The organism is Streptomyces sp. NPDC097640 (assembly GCF_040302705.1).
Lineage (GTDB): Bacteria > Actinomycetota > Actinomycetes > Streptomycetales > Streptomycetaceae > Streptomyces.
Window position 1 is genome coordinate 193,913 of record NZ_JBEOSB010000001.1, and the last position, 16,577, is coordinate 210,489.

Below are 16,577 nucleotides of genomic sequence, written 5' to 3' on the forward strand. Positions count from 1 at the left end.
GCGGCATGACCACGGAGGTGGTGCGGGTCCGGGAGCGTGCCCTGGCATCGGCCATGATCGAGATCGAGACGGTGGCGGGCCGGCGGCTGCGCAGGCTGCGCCGCGCGCCCGGCAGGCTGGTCGGAATCATCATGAACCCGATCATCGTGCTGGTGGCGTTCGGCTATCTGCTCGGCGAATCGGTCGTCGCGCCCGGCAACTCCGACTACACCGAGTACATCTTCGCCGGTGGGCTGATGCAGGTGGGCCTGGCCGGCATCACGCCCACGGCGGTGGCCGTCGCGCTGGACCTGCGCAGCGGTCTCGTCGACCGGATGCGCTCGCTGCCGATCTCCAGAGCCACCGTGCTGATCGGCAACTCGCTCGGCGATCTGGTGATGGGCGTGCTGGGCATCGCCGTGGTCACCCTCGCCGGCCTGATCCTCGGCTGGCGCCCGCACGCCGACCCGCTGTCCGTGCTGGCGGGGTTCGGGGTGGCGGCCGTGTTCATCTACGCCATGGTCTGGGTCGGCATCATGCTCGGCCTGCTCTGGCGCAACCTGGAGACCATCGAGTCGGTCGGCGGCCTCATCGCCGTGCTGTTCTCGTTCCTGTCCACCGGGTTCATCTCGCCCGACAAGATGCCCGCGCTGGTCCGCCCGGTCGCCGAGTGGAACCCGGTCAGCGCCGTGGTCACGGCGGTGCGCCAGCTGTGGGGCAACCCGCAGAACGTCTCCGGGTTCGCCGCCACCCACTCCGCCCTCGTGTGCGTGGTGTCCCTCGCGGCCGTGCTGCTGATCACCGGCGTGATCAGCATGCGGCGCTACCGGACCAGTCAGCACTGACCAGTCCCACCGAAGGAGTTTCGATGCCGAGGGAGACGTCATGACCGCGCAACCGGCCGACGCGCGCGAAGACCTGCGGTTCCCGGACCTGGCCGACCCGCGCACGTTCATCGACGTCGACCTGCCGGCGATGTGGCGCGAGCTGCGCGCCGAGGCGCCGGTCCACTGGAATCCGCCCGCCGAGGACCGGCCCGGATTCTGGGCCATATCCCGCTATGACGATGTGCTGGCGGTCTACAAGGACAACAAGCGGTTCACGTCGGAGAAGGGCAACGTGCTGTCCACGCTGCTCCAGGGCGGTGACTCCGCGGGCGGCAAGATGCTCGCCGTCACCGACGGCCTCCGGCACCGCGAGACCCGCAAGCTGATGCTGAAGTCGTTCTCGCCGCGGGTACTGGAGCACGTCGGCCAGCTCGTGCGCAGGCGTACCCAGCAGCTGATCACGGATGTGGTCGCGCGGCGGGAGGCGGACTTCGCCACCGATGTCGCGGACCACATCCCGATCAACACCATCGGCGACCTGATGGACATCCCGGTCGCCGACCGCGGCAAGCTGGTCGAGTGGAACAACCGCACCCTCTCCCGCTACGACGAGGACGACTCGCAGGTGGAGGAGTGGCTGGCCCGCAACGAGATCCTGCTCTACTTCGGTGAGCTGGCCAAGCAGCGCCGCAAGTCGCCGGGTGAGGACGTCATCAGCGCGTTGGCCACCGGGCTGGTGGACGGCGAGCCGCTGTCCGAGGACGAGATCGTCTTCAACTGCTACAGCCTGGTGCTCGGCGCGGACGAGTCCAGCCGGATGTCCTCGATCGGCGCGCTGATCGCGTTCACCGAGCACCCGGACCAGTGGCGGGCCCTGAAGAACGGGGAGGTCAGCCTCGCCGACGCCACCGAGGAAGTGCTGCGCTGGACGACACCTGCCATGCATTTCGGGCGCCGCGCGCTCGAGGACGTGCCGCTGGGGGGCGAGGTAATCCGCGCGGGCGACGTGGTGACCCTGTGGAACTCCTCGGCGAACTTCGACGACGACGCCTTCCCGGACGCCCAGCGGTTCGACCTCGGCCGCAAGCCCAACCGGCACGTCGCGTTCGGCCACGGCCCGCATTACTGCATCGGCGCGTTCCTGGGGCGCGCGCACGTTTCCGCGGTGCTGGAGGCGTTGCGCGACCAGGTCGCGGAAATCGAACTGCGCGGCGAGCCGCGGCGACTGTACTCCAATTTCGTCTACGGGTACGTCGGGCTGCCGGTTGCACTCACCGCGGAACGGTGAAATCGCGTAAAGGAGGAGTGGAGAAATGAGCGGCAATCCCTTTGACGACGAGAACGGCACTTTCGTGGTGCTCACCAATTCGGAGGAGCAATACTCGCTCTGGCCGTCGTTCGCCGAGGTGCCGGACGGCTGGACCGTCGTGCACGAGGAGAGCACCCGGGCCGAGGCGGTCGAGTACGTGGAGACCCACTGGAGCGACATGCGGCCCAAGTCGCTGCGGGATCGCGTGGCCCAGCGGTGACGTCCGCCATCAGGGCAGAAGGCCTCGCCCGGCGCTACGGCGGGGTCACCGCGCTGGCCGGCATCGACCTCGACGTGGGCGCGGGTACGGTGCTGGGCCTGCTCGGCCCCAACGGGGCGGGCAAGACCACCGCGGTCCGAATCCTGTCCACGCTGCTGGAGCCGAGCGGCGGCCGGGCCGAGGTGGCCGGGTTCGACGTGGCCCGTGAGCCGGCACAGGTGCGCAGGCGGATCGGGCTGGCCGGGCAGTACGCGGCGGTCGACGAGCTGCTCACCGGCCGCGAGAACCTGGTGATGTTCGGCAGACTGCTGCACATGAGCCGGCGGGTCGCGCGGGAACGCGCGGATGAGCTGGTGCGGCGGTTCGAGCTGACCCATGCCGCCGACCGCCCGGCGGGCACCTACTCCGGCGGCATGCGCAGACGGCTGGACCTGGCCAGCTGCCTGATCGGGTCGCCGGAGGTGCTGTTCCTGGACGAGCCGACGGTCGGTCTCGACCCGGCGAGCCGGATCGTCCTGTGGAGCACCGTTCGCGGCCTGGTCGACGACGGCATGACTGTGCTGCTCACCACCCAGTACCTGGACGAGGCCGACTGGCTGGCCGACGAGATCGTGGTGATCGAGTCGGGCCGGGTGATCGCGGCGGGCACGCCGGACGAGCTCAAGCGCAAGGTGGGCGAGGACCGGCTGGAGGTGCAGCTGGTCGCCTCGGCCGGCGCCGACGAGGTCGCCGCCACCACCGCGGCGGCGGTGCGCGCCCTCGCCCCGATCGCCCAGTCGCCGCCCACCGTGGACGCTGTGACCGGGCGGGTCTCGGTTCAGCTCAACGACGGCGCCCAGGGCGTCGGTGCCGCCGCGATCGCCCTCCGCGAGGCGGGCGTCGACGTCGCGGACTTCGTGCTGCGCAGGCCGACGCTGGACGACGTGTTCCTCAACCTGGTCGGCCACTCGGCCGACAACGGGTGAAGTCCGTCAGCGGTCCGGGATCCTCGGCTGCGGACGGGCTCAGGCTCGTGCGTTCTTAGGTTTTCGAGGTATTGCCGGTGCCTCGTCGCATCCGATCGAGGCGATTCAAAGACACTCAAAGGACAGGCTATGAGCGAAGTGAGCAGTGTTCGGGTGCGTGAGACCATGTACGCGGGGTGGCTGAGCGCCGCGGTGTACTCCGCCGCACGGCTGCGGGTGGCCGATCATCTGGCCGATGGAGCGCGTGGCATCGACGAACTGGCGGAGCTGACCCGCACACACCCGGAGTCGCTCTACCGGCTGATGCGCGCGCTGGCCGGCGCCGGATACTTCCGTGAGGAGGAGAACCGGCGGTTCGGGACGACCCCGCTGGCCGACTACCTGCGCTCCGACACCGAGGACTCGGTCAAGGACCTCGTGCTGTTCTACGGCCGAGAGGTCTACCGGGCCTACGGGGCGCTGCCCGAGGCCGTGCGCACCGGCGACCGCGCGTTCGACATCGAGTACGGCATGCCGCTGTGGGACTACCTGAACACGGTGGAGGACACCGGGAACGCGTTCCGCAAGGGAATGGGCGCCGCCACCTGGACCGAGCAACTGCCGCTGCCGCAGACGTACCCCTTCGACGGCATCGGCACCCTGGTCGACGTCGGAGGCGGAACGGGCTCGATGCTCGCCGCCGTGCTGCACGAGCACCCCGACATGAAGGGCGTGCTGGTGGAGATCTCCGCCGGAATCGACCGCACCATGCGCCACTTCAAGGAGGCGGGTGTGGAGGACCGCGTCGAGGTGCGCGAGGGCAGCGCGTTCGACGAACTCCCCGAGGGCGACGCCTACCTGATCAGCTGTGTGCTGCACGCCATGGACGACGAGCAGAGCGTTCGCGCACTGCGCCGGATGCGGGACTCGATCAGACCCGGCGGCCGGGTGGTCATCCTGGAGCGGATCGTGCCGGCGGGCAACGAGCCGGGCCTGGCGCGGATGCTGGACCTGACCATGATGCTGATGAACGGCGGCAAGGAGCGCACCGAGCTGGAGTGGCGGACTCTGCTCTCCGCCAGTGGCTTCCGGTTCACCCGCGCGGTGGCGATGCCGTACTTCAGCGGCGGTGCGGAGCTCTACGCCATCGAGGGCGTGCCCGCCGAGGACTGAAGATGAGCGAAGAGGGGCGCCCCCGCCTGCGGTGATCCGGTCCGCCTGGGACCGGATCACTCTGGGACAGCCGGGGGCGCCCCTTCGTCTTGCCCTTGACACGACCGTGCGTATGCCCCTCACTGACAAATGGCTGACGCGCAACTGACACGGGGCTGACGCGGTTATAGCGGGTTGTCCACCGGTCGAAGGTAGGGCTAGCCCCATGTTCCGGGACGGCGCAGTTCCGCTAGTGTCATCATCCGCACCGCGATTTGGGCAACGACCTGTGCATCCGTCAGATCTCAGATTTCGGGAGCGCCATGCGGACGAAGTTCTGCTGCGTCGAGGGCCCTGCTTTCGGCGGATTCACCGTCGAGCACATCGGCGCATTCGAACTGCGGTTCGTCAATGGTGCCCACACGTTCTTCAGCACCAGCATTTTCCAGCTCCATCGTGCTTCGACGCCTCCTGTGATCGGCCCGAACTGATGGAATTCCCCGAGACCAAGGAGATCTTCATGCGCTCGACGCAAGGGCGGCCGACCACGGACGAGCTGCTGCGCTTACAGGACGTCCGTAAGGTGTACGGGCGCTCGCGCAACAGTGTGGCGGCGCTGGCCGGAGTGTCGCTCGGCTTCCAGCGCCACACCTTCACCGCCGTGATGGGGCCCTCCGGCTCCGGCAAGAGCACCTTCCTGCACTGCGCCGCTCTCCTGGACCGGCCGACGTCCGGCCAGGTCTTCCTGGAGGGCGAGGACCTGACGGCGATGAAAGAGCGCGCGTTGACCAAGCTGCGCAGGAACCGGATCGGGTTCGTCTTCCAGAGTTTCAATCTGCTGCCCGCGCTGAACGTGGTGGACAATGTGACGCTCCCGCTGCGGCTGGCGGGCAAACGGCCCAACCGCGGGCTGGTGGACGAGGTCATCGAGCGCACCGGCCTCACGTCCCGGCGCAAGCACCGCCCGGGCGAGCTCTCCGGCGGTCAGCAGCAGCGCGTGGCGATCGCCCGCGCCCTGGTCACCCGGCCGGTCCTGCTGTTCGGAGACGAGCCGACAGGAGCCCTGGACACCGAGACCGCGCTGGAGATCCTGGGACTGCTGCGCGAGGCGGTGAATTCCGGCGAGCAGACCGCGGTGATCGTGACGCACGACCCGGTGGCCGCGTCGCACGCCGACCGCGTGGTGTTCCTGGTGGACGGTCAGGTGAGCGCCGAGCTCCATCGGCCCACCGTCCAGCAGGTGGCCAGGCAGATGACCCAACTCGGCGCGTGGGCCCGGAAGCAGCAGGCCGTGGGCGCGGAGCGGATGGTCTGATGCTGCGTCTCGCGCTCAAGACCCTGCGCTACCGCAAGGGCGGGTTCCTCGCGTCGCTGATCGCGCTGTTCGTCGGCGCCGTCGTCGTACAGGGCTGCGGCGGTCTGCTGGAGACCGGCATCCGCGCCAACGTCAAGGCCGAGCGGCTGGCCGCGGCGCCCGTCGTGGTGACCGGCAGCCAGGATTACCCCGGCCACGCGGTCGGCACCGCCACCGAGCCGATGACCGAGCGGGTGTTGCTGGACGAGAACCTGGTGGACGCCGTGGCCAAGGTGCCCGGCGTGGCCGCGGCCGTGCCGGACATCTCGGTGCCGATCACCGCGCTGGCCGGCCGGCCTGCCGACGCGTCCGGGCACGGCTGGGCCAGCGCGTCGCTCTCGCCGTACAAGCTGGTCGCGGGCGCCAAGCCGACCGTGTCCGGCGAGGTCGTGGTGGACAGCGCCACCGCGAAAAAGCTGGGCCTGCGACCGGGCCAGCGGCTGAAGGCGTCGGTGCGCGGCATCCCGCACGACTTCCGGGTCACCGGAATCGCCGAGAGCCGGACCGCCACCGAGTCCGCGCTGCTGTTCTCCGACGACGAGGCCACCCGGCTGTACGACCGGCCCGGAAAGATCGACGACATCGGGGTGCTCGCCGCCCCGGGCACCAACCTGGCGACGCTCACCGACGCGATCGGTGACGCCGTCGCGGGCCGCGGTGCCCAGGTACTCCACGGCGACGACCGGGGAGTTGCCGAGTTCCCGGACGCGATCAGCGGCAAGCAGAACCTGATCCCGCTGGCGGGCGCGTTCGGCGGCCTGGCCACCATGGTCGCGATCTTCGTCGTGGGCAGCACGGTGGGCATGCTGATGCAGCAGCGCCGCCGGGAGATGGCGCTGCTGCGCACGACCGGGGTCACGCCGGGGCAGTTGCGCCGCATGGTGATGGCGGAAACGGCGGTGATCGCGGTGGTCGCGGCCGGCCTGTCGCTCGCACCGGGCCTCGCGTTCGGCCACTTCATGTACGACGTCCTGGTCGATCAGGATCTGATCCCGGGCGTGATGATCTTCAGCATGGGATTCATCCCGAAGCTCGTCGGATTCGGCGCCACGCTGTTCGCCGCGCTGGCAGCCGCGTTCATCGCCTCCCGCCGGGTGTCGAAGGTCCGGCCGACCGAGGCGATGGCAGAGGCGACGCTCCAGACCCGCTGGATCAGCCCGATCCGCATGATCCTGGCGTTCCTGTTCCTGGGCGGTGCGAGCGCGCTGGCGATCGTGACGGCGTCGGTGATGACCGGGCCGATCGCGGCGAGCACGGCCGCGCCTTCCGCGATGCTGTGGGCGGTCGGGATCGCCCTGGTGTCCCCGGGCCTGTGCCGCTGGCTGGCGGCCGCGCTGCGGTGGCCGGTCGGCTGGTTCACCGGGCTGTCGGGGCGGCTGGCGATGCTGAACGCGTATGTGCGCAGGGTCCGGCTGGCCTCGGCGGTCATCCCGATCATGCTGGCGACCGGGCTGGCCACGGCGCTGATCTACCTCCAGACCAGTCAGGACGACGCCAGCAACCGGATCTTCGCCGACGGCCTGAAGGCGGACGCCGTGGTCAGCTCGCAGAACGGTGCTCTCCCACCGTCGCTCGTGGACACGCTCTCCCGCCTGCCGCAGGTCGCCGGAGCGTCCGCCTCGGTGTCCAGCGGGGGGCGTCTGGAGAAGGTCCTCGACGAGGGCAAGGGCGACAACGACGCGGATCGTCGGGTCAGGCCGAGCCGGCTCGACCTCCAGGGTGTCACGGCGTCCGGCGCGCGGCAGACGATCGCGCGCCCGGTGGTGAAGGGCGACTACGGGAAACTGACCGGCGACAGCATCGTGCTGCCCACGGATGTGCTGCGCGACAACGACAAGGACATCGGCGACCGGGTGAGGCTGCGCTGGGGCAACGGCGAGGCGACGACGATGACGGTCGTCGGATCGTTCACCCCGCCGCGCGGGTTCGGCTACGCGATGGTGCCCGCGGAGGCGCTGCTGCCGCGCACAACGGACGGCCTGCTGCCGCAGATCCTGGTGAAGGCGAAGCCGGGGGTGTCGACCTCGGACCTGAAGACGGCGCTGCGGAAGGCGGCGGGCGATGTGCCGGGGCTCGTGGTCGCGGACCGCTCGGAAGCGACCGCGGCCCACGAGCAGGGCGATGAGACCGGCCGGGTGGCGAGCTTCCTGCTGGCCGCGGTGGTGGTCGGCTATGCCGTGATCGCGCTGATCAACTCGCTGATGGTGGCGACCGCCGAGCGGCGCAGCGAGTTCGCGCTGCAACGGCTGATCGGCTCGACCCGCAGCCAGGTGATGTGGATGATGTCGGTCGAGGCGCTGGTGACGGCGCTGGTCGGCATCCTGCTCGGCACCGGGGTCGCCGCCGGGGCACTGATCCCGTTCGGGATCGCCCTGGACGGGTCGGTGCTGCCCGGCGGGCCCGGGTGGATCTACCCGACGATCGTCGGGACCGCGGTGGCGCTGACGTTCGCGACGATCCTGTTCCCGACGTGGGTCGCGCTGCGGGCGAGGCCGGTGGAAGCCACCGTCGCTCCATGACCACGGCCGGCCGGGCAGCCCTTGTCCGGCCGGACCCTACCCGTGCGGCAGACCCCGGGTGCTGACGGAGTCTGCGGCACAGCCTCGCGGCGGCAGGTAAACCCCCGGCCTGCCGCCGCGGGGGCCCACTCAGAAACCAGGTGAGCTGTCCGCCGTCACCAGGCGCGATGGGTCAGGGACCTCCGACGGTACGTCGGTCAGGGCGCCCAGCCACGATCGATAGCCCGGGAAGGACCACGCATATTGGTAGTAGTAACGGCGAATGACCTCGACCAGCTGACGTGCGGTGCCACTGCTCATCGCGTCCTTGTGCCACACCAGCGTCAGCTCCGTGTAATGGGTGTCGGCCAGTGGAACGACGCGGACGTCGGACGTGGCGCCCGTCAGCGGGGTGAGGGCGGCCGCGCCGACATGCCGCACCCAGCTCATGGCCTCGTGATATCCCCCCGCATAGTGCGAGACGCTGCGATCGCGCTGGCCCAGACCGTCGAGCAGATGTCGTTCGACGGGGGAGAACCAGTGCTGTCGGGCATAGCCGATCCACCACAGCCCTTCCAACTGAGCGGCGCTCAGGACGCTGTGGTCCGCGAGAGGGTGGCGGACCGGCAGCGCCAGCCAGACCGGATCGCGAACGATCGTCGCCTTGGCGAGGTCGCGGTCGGAAAGCTCGATCGGAACGATCGAGCCCATGCTCGACACCATCGCCGCACCGAGTGCACCTCGCTGCACCGTGTCGACGGCGTCCGCCGGAAGGATGGTCTCGGTCCGCATGTCGATATTGGGAAGCATCGAGCGCAGCGCACCGCGCAGGGTCGGCGGTGTCCACTCGGCGGTCCCGAACCGCAGGGTGCTGGACGTGTCGACGGCCGCCTCGGCGATGACCGCGTCGGCCTGCTCCGCCAGCGCCGCGAGCATGGGGATGACCCGCTCTCCGAGCGGGGTGGGTGTGACACCGCTCCGGGAGCGTACGAACAGGCTCCCACCCACGGCCTTCTCAATTCTTCGCAACTGGGCCGACAGGCTCGGTTGCGGTATGCCGATCTTCATCGCGGCTTTCGACAGACTCCCAGTCGCATTGATCATCTCGACGATACGCGCATGCCGCACCTCTATCTCCACGCCCCCGTACCTTCCTCATGGCGGTGATCATGCTAATACGGATGAGTGATGCACCGTTAGGCCCCCTGTGGTCGACGTCAGTCGTAGTATCCATTAGGCCGAGCTACGATAATAATAAAATGGTTTCTTTTTGCAAGGGTTTTCACGCAGCCGCCAATTGGTCACGGTTACGGTGTGCCCTCCGCGGGAAGGATCACGACGATGCAACCAAGGGCAGCCCGCACCCGTCAGGCCCTGGTCAGCGCGGCAGCCGGCGAGTTCGACCGGAACGGCTACAGCGGGGCGTCCCTGTCGCGGGTCTCCCGCGCCGCCGGCGTATCGGTCGGGGCTCTGACCTTCCACTTCTCCAACAAGGAAGAACTCGCGGTCGCGGTCCGGGAGCAGGGCGGTGCCGCCACCACGACACTGGTCGCAGCGGTTACGGCGCGCCGTGAGGAGTCGGTCCAGGCGGTGGTCTCGTTGACGCTGGCACTGACCGGGCTGCTCGAAAGCGACGTGGCGGTCCGCGCGGCCGCCCGACTGGCGCGAGAGCAGTCCGGGGAACCGGACTGGTTCTCGGCCTGGGTGCCGGCGATCCATCAGCAGCTGCGGCACGCACACGAAGGCCAACTGGGAACGGTCACCGATCGGGCAGCCGTTGCCGCCTTGGCCACACACTTGGTCACTGGCGCCGAGATCACCATCCGGCAGCGGGCGCGGAGGCACAACCTCACCGCCGGCCAGTCCGTCGCCGAGCTGACCCGAATCTGGGAGATGGTCCGTGGCGGGTCCGCCGCGCTCCGTGGCGATGCCGATGTCAAAGACCACCGCGGCGACCAGCGATGTGGTTGATCACCCCAGGCACCGGTGCACCGCGCCGCGTTCGGTAGAGATCTGGCGAGTTTAGTTTCGAGGCGTTTCCCGCGAGCGTAGTACGTGGAAGGAGCGATCTTGCAGCCGTGCTCGGAAATTGAGTCTCCATTCGACCCGGGGCGGTTCATCCACCGTACTCCAGACTATTACCCGTGGAACTTCCCGGTTCCACGCCGGGGAGGCTTTCATGTCAGCTGAACACACGGTAATGGAGCAATTCCAGCAGCAGGTAGCCCGATGGCCGGACCGCCCCGCGCTGGTCGGTGACGGCGGACGTCTGACCTATGCGGAGCTGGACCGCGCGACAACACGCCTCGCGCATGCGCTCGTCGCCCAGGGCGCGACGACGGACGAGCCGGTGGCCGTACTGGCCGCACGCGGAACCGAGCAGTTGGTCGCGTTACTGGGCGTGCTGCGCTCCCGGGCGCCGTATGTCTGCCTGGACGCGGAACAACCACAGAGCAGGCTGACGGCGCAGCTGGCCGATTCACAGGCCCGTATCCTCCTCACCGATCAACCGCAGCCAGGATTCACCGGGACGGCGATCCGGCTCGGCGATCTGCCGCAGGCACCGACCGTCCGCCTGCAACCCCCGGACCCCGCGGATCTCGCCTGTCTGGTGTACACGTCGGGGTCGACCGGCGCCCCCAAGGGCGTGGCGGTGACCCACGGCGGACTGGCGAACTACTCCCGCCACATGGTGTCCCTGCTGCGCTGCGCCGACGAGCCCCGATCGTTCGCCAGCGTCACGAGCCTCGCCACCGATCTCGGGAACACCGCGGTGTTCCCCGCGCTGCTCTCCGGCGGCTGCGTCCACCTCGTACCGAGCGAGGTGGTCATCGATCCGTTGAGCTTCACGGACTACGCACACACCCATGCCATCGACCACCTGAAGATCACCCCTTCGCATCTGGCGGCGCTCCTGAGCTATCCGGATGCCGACGTGCTGCCGCACCAGACGCTGCTCCTCGGAGGGGAAGCGCTGCCCTGGGAGCTCGTCGACCGGGTCCGGAGCCGGAGCCGATGCCGGATCATCAACCACTACGGGCCGACCGAGACCACGATCGGTTCGCTGACCTACGAGGTGGGGTCGGCCGAGGCAGCGCGGCGTCCAGGAGCGACGGTGCCCATAGGCCGCCCCATCCGCGCCACGGAGATCCGGGTGGTCGACAACCGGCTCGAGCGCGTCCCGGACGGGGCGGCGGGAGAGCTGCTGATCTCAGGCGCCGGGCTGGCACGGGGATACTGGCAGGCGCCGGAGCAGACCAAGGAGCAGTTCGTATCCCTCGACGACGGCACCCGGGCCTACCGGACAGGCGACCGCGTGCGCTGCCTTGACGACGGATTGGTGGAATTCCTCGGGCGGCTCGACCAGCAGCTCAAGATCCGCGGCCACCGAGTGGAGCCGGCCGAGATCGAGGCCGCGCTGCGGCTCCATCCGGCGGTGGCCCGTGCCGCTGTGACGCCGGTCCGCGACGGCATGGGGCAGCAGGTCCTGGCCGCCTTTGTGGTGCCGACGACCGCGGCCCCGCCGAGCGTCCGGGACCTGCGGGTTCATCTGAGTGGGCTGCTGCCGCCGCATATGGTGCCGTCGAGCGTGGAGATCGTCTCCGCACTGCCCTTCACACTGAGCGGCAAGCTCGACCGCCGCGCCCTGGCACGTCGAGCCCACGGGTGACGGGCTCATCAGGCGGCCGCCGGCGCCGAGGGGGGCGCCACCGGGCCTCCCGCCCGGTGGTTCACCCGAGTGCGGGCGCGCTGCGCGACGGGACGGCGGCGAGCCGGGGCGGCGCGCCCGCCCTCCAGCTCGAGCCGAACCCGTGCCCGTCGAGGAGGGCGATGCCGAGCGGCGTCACGGTGTGCAGCACCGTGTTGCGGAAGCGGCGCGTGGTGATCAGGCCGGCCTCGCGCAGCACCGACGCATGCTGGCTCGCCCCGGCCGCGGAGATACCCAGCCGGTCGGCGAGCTGGCTGGTGGTGCAGCCCACCCGCAGGACCCGTAACGCCGCGGCGCGGGTGCGGCCGACCAGCGCGTTCAGTGAGGCGGACTGCGGTCGCGGCGGCGCCCCCCAGATCCGCTCGGCAACCCGGGGGTCCAGCGGTACCTCGAAGACGAGAAGCACCCGTTCGTCGTTCGGGCGCGGACGGACGACCATCCCGGGTCGGTGGCTGAGAAACACGGAAGGACAGAGCACCAGGCCGCGGCCGTCCAGGTGGACGTCCTCGTCCGGGCCGCCGGGGACCGTCAGCACCGGGTTCCGCCACCTGATCCTCGGGTGCAGCGTCGCCAGCAACTGCTGGACGCCGCCCGCCATCGCGATGCGCCCGCGGGCGTCGCACTCCGCTTCCAGATGGCCCACCAGCCGCTCCCAGTACGGCGCGACGGCCCGGCGCCACACCTCCGGCAGGAAGCCGTCGCCGGTCAGGCGCGTCCCGGCCGGGATCTCCGGATCCCCGGGTGGCGAACCGGCCGGCGGCGTGAACGCCCGCCTCGGAAGGCAGGCGGCGGCCTGCCGCCGCCACACGGCGGAACAGGCGTTGCCGCCCACCGCGAGCTGGTGCTGGGCGAGTGCGGTCTCGATGGCCGCCCCGGCCGTGGCCCTGAGGCTGACCCGAAGCAGGTCTCCGCTGTCGAAGTGGATCCTCTGCATGAACCAACCTCTCGAAGGCGCGTGGCATGACCGGTGCAGCCTCAGTCGGGCAATCAGCGGATTCTCACCAACCCAGCGGATGGCATCCCGCACGAGTACTCTCTCGAGACCGCCTGACGCCAAGCTGATCGGACACTGATGCTCATGCCGAACGGCGGCCGTCAGGGCGACGGCCGCCGCGAGCGCGAGTCGGTCAGCGGTCAGGTGGCCGCCCACGGGCGGAACTCGCGCAGGCCGTACAGCAAGGGAGGGTGCTGTTGGTGTCGGGCGATCAGCCGCGTCCGGCCGAAGACCGCGACGTGGTCGCCCACCCGCTGGGTGAGCATCACCGCGCAGTCCGCTATCGAGTGCGCGTCCCGCACCAGATGAGGGCCGCCCGCCGACGGACCGGAGCGCCATGGCGTCGTGTCGAAGCGTCGGGGATCGCCCGACGCGAACAGCAGGGCGACGGACTTGGCGCGGGAGTGCAGCAGGTTGAGCGCGAAGGTCTCGCTGTCGAGCACCGCCTCCAGGGTCGGGCTCCCGTACCGCAGACAGACGACGATCGTCGGAGGTGCCAGCGAGACGCTGCACACAGAGGAACACGTCATTCCGCGCGGCTGGCCGTCCGTACCGATGGCGGTAACCACCGAGACACCGGAGGGGAATCCGCTCATCATGTCGCGGAACTCGTCGGGTCCGGCCTCTTTGGCCGACAGGGTTTCGTAATCGGTCATGGTCTTCGGGCTCCGCCTCCGGAGTCGGACAGAATACGCATGTACGAGTAGAGGGACTGACCGTGGCGATGCGCGTAAATCGGTCTCCGTGTACAGCAATTGGCCCACTGTCGCCACGCAGCTCTCGACCCAGGAAGTCCAGCCGCGCCTCAGGCGCACAAAGGTGGAGCCTAGGCGGGCAGGTCGCGACAGGCCACGACTTTCAGCCGTCGATGAAAGTCCTGAGGTGCGGATCGCCTGCGGGGCAGCGGGATACAGGCCGTCGGACGGTTGGTGCCGGTCGCGTTCGAGTGCGGTGACCGCGGTGGCGAAGGCGCACACGAGCATCGCGAGGGGACCCAGTCGCGGTTCGACGCCTGGCGATCCGCCGGTGGTGGCGTCAGCATCGCGTCAGGGCAGTCGAGCAGTGTGGCAGAGAGTCCCCCGAGGGCCGAGCCGGCGACTTCATTGCAGCTCGCCGTGGCGCCGCACCGACGCCGCGCTTCGATCCTGTGGTCCTTCCTTCCATCCATACCGTTTGATGTGTCCTGTGCTGCTCAGATGGTATGTCCATGATCCGGCCGCCAGCAGGCAGAATTCGACTCGATCATTAGGTCGATTCCTGGAGGATGATCATGCAGTTCAGAGTGCTTGGGCCGCTGGAAATATCGACCGTCGACAAGAAAAAGCCGATGGCCTCCAGACGGGCCGGCATGGTACTCACGCTTCTGGCCTTATCTCCCGGTAGAGTAATTTCATTTGAACAGCTTATTGACGAATTGTGGGCGGACCAGAGCATGACCAATGCGCGAAACGCTCTACACGCGCATATAGTCAGAATCCGGAGGGCGATGTCGGCGACCTGCCCGGGCGGTGGCAAGAAGCTCTGCACCACCCGGAACGGCTATGTTCTGGACGTGCCCGCCGACGCGGTGGACGCGGTCCGCTTCACCTCGCTGGCCGATGCCGGCAACGAACTCGCGACGGACGATCCCGTCGCCGCCTGCCGCCTGCTCGCGGAGGCGCTGAGCCTGTGGCGCGGACCGGCGCTGATGGAGGCGCGAGACGGAGTGCGCTGCCGGATCAGCGCCGCGGATCTCGAGGAGCGCAGACTCACCGTCTATGAGGATCTGACGGAGCTCCGGCTGACCGCAGGCCTTGGGCGGGTCGCCATCCCCGAGCTGAGACAGTTGGCGGAACGTCACATGGAACGCGAGCGGCTCACGGAATTGTTCATGCTCGCGCTGTACCGCGAGGGCCGGCAGTCGGAGGCGCTGACCGCCTTCCAGGAGGCGCGTCGGCGACTCGCCGAGGGTTTGGGAGTGGAGCCCGGTCGCTCCATGCGCCGCCTGTACCAGGCGATTCTCCAGCAGGCCGAGGCACTTGGAGAGCCCCGGGGAATCAACACGGGCCGATACGTACTCACGAGGTGAGACCGGCGCGTCTCACCCGCCGGACGTCCGGTGGGTGACCGGAACAGCGAAAGTGCCTTCTGCGCTGGGAAGCGGCAGGAAGGCACTTTCTGCGTGCACACCACCGGGCCACGCCCCGGCCGCGGCGCCGACGGCTCAGGAGACTTCGAACGCCCCGAGGTCCGGCGCCTGCCCGCTGTAGGGCAGACCGACATCGACGCCTTTGTTGATCAGGGTGCTGTTCGCGGCGAGGTGGAGGCCGGGCAGTACGGGCAGACCGCCGCCGGTTTGGCGGGGCGCATCCCAGCCGGACGTCGACACACTCTGGAACTGTGCGTCCGACAGCGGGATGTCCAGGTTCCAGGAGTTGTACGCGGCGTTGGTGCCGGTCATGTTCGATGTCAGGGTGCCGGTGTAGGCGATGTTGTTGCGGAGATTGCCCCGGCCCACGGCGGCGCCACTCGAATCGACTCCCAGCATGTTGAAGTCGGGGTGGTTGCCGTAACTGGTGTTGTTGAAGAAGTCGTTGGCGAGCGGGTGATGGTTGGCGTAGAAGCCCGCCGCCTTGTTGGCGAAGGCCACGGAGGTGCGGACGGTGTGCTTGACGGCGCCGGCGTCGTAGTCGCCGCCGTAGCCACCCGCCTTGAACCCGTTTCCGTTGCCCGATCCGGTGGTGGTCCCGGGTATGTATCCGCTCCGCCAAGCCCAGGAGTTCTCGATGGTCACGGGCGAATAGGCGTTGATGAGGTCGAAACCGTCGTCGGAGTTCCACCATGCGCGACATCCCCGGAACACGTTCCCGGGATTTCCGGCAGAGATGTGCGCACCGAATCCGTCGGCGTTTTCGCCCGCCCCGCCGGAGCTGTTCGGGTCGTAATTGTCGTGCGAATCCGAGTTGAGGACGAGGTTGCCTCCTCCGTTCTGAATGAACAGGCCGGGCCCCATGTGGTGATGGGTGTTGATCTGTTCGAACGTGTTGTTGCTCCCGGAGATCCAGATCCCCCAGGACTCATGGTTCAGGTTGTTGTTCTGCGGGACACCGGTGACTTCCAGCCCTTTGAGGTGGATCCAACTGCCGGTGACATCGAAGCCCTTGATCCGGCAGTCGTCCGTCATGCGCGAGAAGTTGAAGACCGGTTTCTCTCCAGAGTAGGCCATGTAGCGGATCGGATTACCCGAACTGCCGCTCTTGTTCAGGGTGATCGCATCGACCCGGTCCGTCTGGCTCTTGCAACTGTTGATCCCATGGGTGTAGGCGTACGTGCCGCCCCGGAAATACACGGTGTCGCCCGCTGCGGCGACGGCCTGCGCATGCGCGATCGATGCCCAGGGAGCGGCCAGTGTTCCCGCGGCGTTGTCGCTGCCATTGGGGGCGACGTAGTAGACCGCTCCGGCCGCCGCGCTGCTCACGGCCGCCGAACTGGGGGCGATCGCGACGGCGGTCGACAGGAACGTGACGGTCGAGACGAGGAGGGCCGGTGTCACCCCGAGGGCAGATTTCATCGCTCGCTCCAGATGGTTGAGGGAACTCCTGGCCGTCACGT

General features: G+C 68.9%; 15 protein-coding genes. 10 read left to right on the plus strand and 5 right to left on the minus strand.

Features of this window, described 5'->3' with window-relative positions; translation table 11 throughout:
• The first annotated feature begins 5 nt into the window (after positions 1 to 5).
• The 5 genes from ABTY62_RS00455 to ABTY62_RS00475 all read left to right on the plus strand — a co-directional run bounded on the left by ABTY62_RS00455 (position 6) and on the right by ABTY62_RS00475 (position 4,452).
• Complete coding sequence (locus ABTY62_RS00455) at positions 6 to 824, plus strand: ABC transporter permease (protein WP_352127089.1); 819 nt, start codon at positions 6 to 8, stop codon at positions 822 to 824.
• Positions 825 to 864: 40 nt separating this feature from the next.
• On the plus strand, positions 865 to 2,094 hold the full coding sequence (locus ABTY62_RS00460; RefSeq protein ID WP_352127090.1) for a cytochrome P450: 1,230 nt from the start codon (positions 865 to 867) through the stop codon (positions 2,092 to 2,094).
• Between the two features lie 25 nt (positions 2,095 to 2,119).
• A complete protein-coding gene (locus ABTY62_RS00465; RefSeq protein WP_311721788.1) occupies positions 2,120 to 2,335 on the plus strand; it encodes an MbtH family protein in 216 nt (71 codons plus the stop codon).
• Complete coding sequence (locus tag ABTY62_RS00470) at positions 2,332 to 3,300, plus strand: ATP-binding cassette domain-containing protein (RefSeq protein ID WP_352127091.1); 969 nt, start codon at positions 2,332 to 2,334, stop codon at positions 3,298 to 3,300. The genes ABTY62_RS00465 and ABTY62_RS00470 overlap by 4 nt, the downstream gene beginning before the upstream one ends.
• Before the next feature lie 129 nt (positions 3,301 to 3,429).
• Positions 3,430 to 4,452, plus strand: a complete 1,023-nt coding sequence (locus ABTY62_RS00475; protein ID WP_352127092.1) for a methyltransferase — start codon at positions 3,430 to 3,432, stop codon at positions 4,450 to 4,452.
• Positions 4,453 to 4,736: 284 nt separating this feature from the next.
• Here ABTY62_RS00475 and ABTY62_RS00480 read toward each other — a convergent pair whose 3' ends face one another.
• The gene (locus ABTY62_RS00480) at positions 4,737 to 4,886 is read right to left on the minus strand and encodes a hypothetical protein (RefSeq protein ID WP_352127093.1); all 150 of its coding nucleotides are present in this window, start codon (positions 4,884 to 4,886) and stop codon (positions 4,737 to 4,739) included.
• Positions 4,887 to 4,951: 65 nt separating this feature from the next.
• Between ABTY62_RS00480 and ABTY62_RS00485 the strand changes: the two genes are divergently transcribed.
• A complete protein-coding gene (locus tag ABTY62_RS00485; RefSeq protein WP_352127094.1) occupies positions 4,952 to 5,746 on the plus strand; it encodes an ABC transporter ATP-binding protein in 795 nt (264 codons plus the stop codon).
• The gene (locus ABTY62_RS00490) at positions 5,746 to 8,304 is read left to right on the plus strand and encodes an FtsX-like permease family protein (protein WP_352127095.1); all 2,559 of its coding nucleotides are present in this window, start codon (positions 5,746 to 5,748) and stop codon (positions 8,302 to 8,304) included. Before ABTY62_RS00485 ends, ABTY62_RS00490 begins: the two co-directional genes overlap by 1 nt.
• Before the next feature lie 129 nt (positions 8,305 to 8,433).
• Here the strand turns inward: ABTY62_RS00490 and ABTY62_RS00495 are convergent, their stop codons facing one another.
• Positions 8,434 to 9,423 carry a LysR family transcriptional regulator gene (locus ABTY62_RS00495; RefSeq protein ID WP_352127096.1) on the minus strand — a complete coding sequence of 330 codons (990 nt, stop codon included), beginning with the start codon at positions 9,421 to 9,423 and terminating at the stop codon, positions 8,434 to 8,436.
• A 201-nt stretch (positions 9,424 to 9,624) separates the two neighbouring features.
• Between ABTY62_RS00495 and ABTY62_RS00500 the strand changes: the two genes are divergently transcribed.
• The gene (locus ABTY62_RS00500) at positions 9,625 to 10,254 is read left to right on the plus strand and encodes a TetR family transcriptional regulator (RefSeq protein ID WP_352127097.1); all 630 of its coding nucleotides are present in this window, start codon (positions 9,625 to 9,627) and stop codon (positions 10,252 to 10,254) included.
• Between the two features lie 208 nt (positions 10,255 to 10,462).
• On the plus strand, positions 10,463 to 11,953 hold the full coding sequence (locus ABTY62_RS00505) for an amino acid adenylation domain-containing protein (protein WP_352127098.1): 1,491 nt from the start codon (positions 10,463 to 10,465) through the stop codon (positions 11,951 to 11,953).
• A 61-nt stretch (positions 11,954 to 12,014) separates the two neighbouring features.
• Here ABTY62_RS00505 and ABTY62_RS00510 read toward each other — a convergent pair whose 3' ends face one another.
• Entirely contained in the window at positions 12,015 to 12,926 is a 912-nt protein-coding gene (locus ABTY62_RS00510) for an ArsR/SmtB family transcription factor (RefSeq protein WP_352127099.1), read from the minus strand.
• A gap of 200 nt (positions 12,927 to 13,126) precedes the next feature.
• A complete protein-coding gene (locus ABTY62_RS00515) occupies positions 13,127 to 13,642 on the minus strand; it encodes a flavin reductase family protein (protein WP_311721798.1) in 516 nt (171 codons plus the stop codon).
• A 614-nt stretch (positions 13,643 to 14,256) separates the two neighbouring features.
• Between ABTY62_RS00515 and ABTY62_RS00520 the strand changes: the two genes are divergently transcribed.
• Positions 14,257 to 15,054, plus strand: coding sequence for an AfsR/SARP family transcriptional regulator (locus ABTY62_RS00520; RefSeq protein WP_352127100.1), 798 nt, complete (start codon positions 14,257 to 14,259; stop codon positions 15,052 to 15,054).
• Between the two features lie 135 nt (positions 15,055 to 15,189).
• Here the strand turns inward: ABTY62_RS00520 and ABTY62_RS00525 are convergent, their stop codons facing one another.
• Positions 15,190 to 16,575, minus strand: coding sequence for a right-handed parallel beta-helix repeat-containing protein (locus ABTY62_RS00525; RefSeq protein ID WP_352127101.1), 1,386 nt, complete (start codon positions 16,573 to 16,575; stop codon positions 15,190 to 15,192).
• Positions 16,576 to 16,577: the final 2 nt, after the last annotated feature.

What these genes read in the sequence shown, in the direction of transcription:
- ABTY62_RS00455 (WP_352127089.1), top strand. Translation starts at nt 6, where the DNA reads ATGACCACGGAGGTGGTGCGGGTCCGGGAGCGTGCCCTGGCATCGGCC.
- ABTY62_RS00460 (WP_352127090.1), top strand. Translation starts at nt 865, where the DNA reads ATGACCGCGCAACCGGCCGACGCGCGCGAAGACCTGCGGTTCCCGGAC.
- ABTY62_RS00465 (WP_311721788.1), top strand. Translation starts at nt 2,120, where the DNA reads ATGAGCGGCAATCCCTTTGACGACGAGAACGGCACTTTCGTGGTGCTC.
- ABTY62_RS00475 (WP_352127092.1), top strand. Translation starts at nt 3,430, where the DNA reads ATGAGCGAAGTGAGCAGTGTTCGGGTGCGTGAGACCATGTACGCGGGG.
- ABTY62_RS00480 (WP_352127093.1), bottom strand. Translation starts at nt 4,886, where the DNA reads ATGGAGCTGGAAAATGCTGGTGCTGAAGAACGTGTGGGCACCATTGAC.
- ABTY62_RS00485 (WP_352127094.1), top strand. Translation starts at nt 4,952, where the DNA reads ATGCGCTCGACGCAAGGGCGGCCGACCACGGACGAGCTGCTGCGCTTA.
- ABTY62_RS00490 (WP_352127095.1), top strand. Translation starts at nt 5,746, where the DNA reads ATGCTGCGTCTCGCGCTCAAGACCCTGCGCTACCGCAAGGGCGGGTTC.
- ABTY62_RS00500 (WP_352127097.1), top strand. Translation starts at nt 9,625, where the DNA reads ATGCAACCAAGGGCAGCCCGCACCCGTCAGGCCCTGGTCAGCGCGGCA.
- ABTY62_RS00505 (WP_352127098.1), top strand. Translation starts at nt 10,463, where the DNA reads ATGTCAGCTGAACACACGGTAATGGAGCAATTCCAGCAGCAGGTAGCC.
- ABTY62_RS00510 (WP_352127099.1), bottom strand. Translation starts at nt 12,926, where the DNA reads ATGCAGAGGATCCACTTCGACAGCGGAGACCTGCTTCGGGTCAGCCTC.
- ABTY62_RS00515 (WP_311721798.1), bottom strand. Translation starts at nt 13,642, where the DNA reads ATGACCGATTACGAAACCCTGTCGGCCAAAGAGGCCGGACCCGACGAG.
- ABTY62_RS00520 (WP_352127100.1), top strand. Translation starts at nt 14,257, where the DNA reads ATGCAGTTCAGAGTGCTTGGGCCGCTGGAAATATCGACCGTCGACAAG.